The sequence below is a fragment of the Vicingus serpentipes genome, from assembly GCF_007993035.1.
Classification (GTDB): Bacteria; Bacteroidota; Bacteroidia; order Flavobacteriales_E; family Vicingaceae; genus Vicingus; species Vicingus serpentipes.
Window position 1 is genome coordinate 1 of sequence record NZ_VOOS01000013.1, and the last position, 2819, is coordinate 2819.

Here is a 2819-nt window from a genome sequence, read left to right on the forward strand (position 1 = left end):
TTGGATTAGCTGCATCATAGGTTGTTCCATTGAACACAAACGACCCGCCATTACATACTGTTGAATCTAATGTGCTTGTGATTAATGGTAATTCCGTAATGGTTACCGTTACAGTACTATCACAGTTATTCGCTGATGTAAATATCTCAACTCCTGTTAATGTTGTTGCACTACTGTAAACTGTTCCATTCACAGTTACTGAACCTCCATTACAAATTGTTGAATCTACTGTTCCTACACTTTGTCCATTAACTGTAAATGTTAATGTTGTGTTGTTATTACATGTCCCATCTACAACATCTACATAAAAAATTGTTCCATTGCTTGCTGTAACATTTGTTGGCGTACCTACTGGAGTTAACAATCCAGCATCTGTGTACCAAGTATAGGTTGCTCCTGCCCCACTATATACTGCAGTATTGTAACTTGTTAAATCAATGTTGGTAACGTTACCTGATCCAAATGTGTCTTCACATAATACTGGAGAAGGATCTGTTAATGATATTGTACTAGTTACGGTGTAAGTAACCATCGCTGTATCTGAACATGTGCCATTATCTACTAACACATAAAACACATCATTATCATTTACCGTTGTATTTGTTGGTGTTCCTACTGGTGTTACTAATCCTGCATCTGTATACCATGTTAATGTGCTACCTGCTCCTCCATCAATTGAACCGTTTAATAAGGTTAAATCAACTCCCGCAACAGTACCTGGTGTAGATGCATCTTCACACAACTGTGGTGTTTGATCATTTGCTACAGGCAGAGGATCTATAATTAAATATACATCTGTGGTATCCATACATAAAGTAGTGCCATCTGTTACTACTGCATACACTGTATCATTTCCTGTTACATATGCTCCAGGTGTTCCTATTGGAGATGTTGCTAACGCATCATCAAACCATGTCACCACATTTGCTGTTCCTCCATTTACGGTATTATCTACTGAGGTTAAATCAAAACTAGCTTGTCCTGATCCATCATCACATAGATTTATTGTTGTATTCGCAACTGTTGGTAATGGATTTACTGTTAACACTACTGCGGCTGTATCTGTACAACTTGTTGTTCCATCTGTTACTAATGCGTAAACTGTTGTACTTCCGGTTACATATGCTCCAGGTGTTCCTATTGAACCACTTGTTGCTGCATCTGTAAACCATGTTACCACATCTGATGTTCCTCCATTGATTGTATTGTCTAACGATGTTAAATCAAATGTTGCTTGATTGCCCCCCTCATCACACATCTCCATTGCTGAAGGGTTTGAGTTTGGTAATGAGTTTACTGTTAACACTACTGCAGCTGTATCTGTACAGCTTGTTGTTGCATCTGTTACTAATGCATAAACTGTTGTACTTCCGGTTACATATGCGCTAGGCGTTCCAATTGAACTACTTGTCCCTGCATCTGTAAACCACGTTACATTTCCTGACCCTCCATTAACAGCTGTATTCAATGTAGTTAAATCAAAACTAGCTTGTCCACTTCCTGCTGCATCTTCACACAACTCCATTGAACTTGGGTTAGAGGTAGGTAATGGGTTAACGGTAAAGTGTACAAAAATATCTACTGTTGGACAACTTCCTTGTTGTACTTGAATATTAATGCTGTCTCCATCATTAATCGTCACGCCTGTTGGACCTGTTGCCCACGTGTAACTCGAAGCTCCTGCAAAAACTGCATTGTTATAAGTGGTTAAATCTATACCCGCTGCAATTCCTCCTCCTGCTACATCTTCACACAACTCTGGCATTGGATCATTTAACACAATATTTCCTGATACATTATAAGTCACTGACCCTTGAACTGTACAACTATTTGATGTTAATTCAAAGTAAAATACTTCCCCATTACTTACTGTCTCATTTGTCGGATTAAAAGTTGTTGTATAGGTATTATCTGTATACCAAACAACTGTTCCTGTTCCATGAATCGCAGCATCTAAACCTGTTACATCTATATTTAAAGCCTCGCCAGACCCCGGGACATTCTCACACTCTGACGCTGTGGTTATCCCTATCACTGGATCTGGGGTAATTGTTAAATTAACTGTTACGGTACTATCACAATTGTTTGGACCTACGTTAGTAATTACTTCTGTTCCTGTTGGATTTGAAGCATCATAAGTAGTTCCATTTACCAAAACACTTTCATAACTACATATCGTATTGCTTACTGTTCCTGTTTTTACTGGTAATACATTTAAATTAATTGTTACCGTACTATCACAATTATTTGGACCTACGTTAGTAATTACTTCTGTTCCTGTTGGATTTGAAGCATCATAAGTAGTTCCATTAACTACAATACCCGCATCTTCAAAACATATCGTATTACTTACTGTACCTGTTTTTACTGGTAATACATTTAAATTAATTGTTACGGTACTATCACAATTATTTGGCCCTACGTTAGTAATTACTTCTGTACCTGTTGGATTTGAAGCATCATATGTCGTTCCATTAACTACAATACCCGCATCCTCAAAACATATCGTATTACTTACTGTGCCTGTTTTTACTGGTAATACATTTAAATTAATTGTTACGGTACTATCACAATTATTTGGCCCTACGTTAGTAATTACTTCTGTTCCTGTTGGATTTGAAGCATCATAAGTGGTTCCATTAACTACAATACCCGCATCCTCAAAACATATCGTATTACTTACTGTGCCTGTTTTTACTGGTAATACATTTAAATTAATTGTTACGGTACTATCACAATTATTTGGACCTACGTTAGTAATTACTTCTGTTCCTGTTGGATTTGAAGCATCATAAGTAGTTCCATTAACTACAATACCT

Annotated in this window: 1 protein-coding gene; it reads right to left on the reverse strand. The window is 37.2% G+C overall.

What is annotated here, in order from left to right; translation table 11 throughout:
* Positions 1–2819, reverse strand: a 2819-nt coding sequence (locus FRY74_RS12930; RefSeq protein ID WP_170228033.1) for a beta strand repeat-containing protein, incomplete at both ends; no start/stop codon positions are given.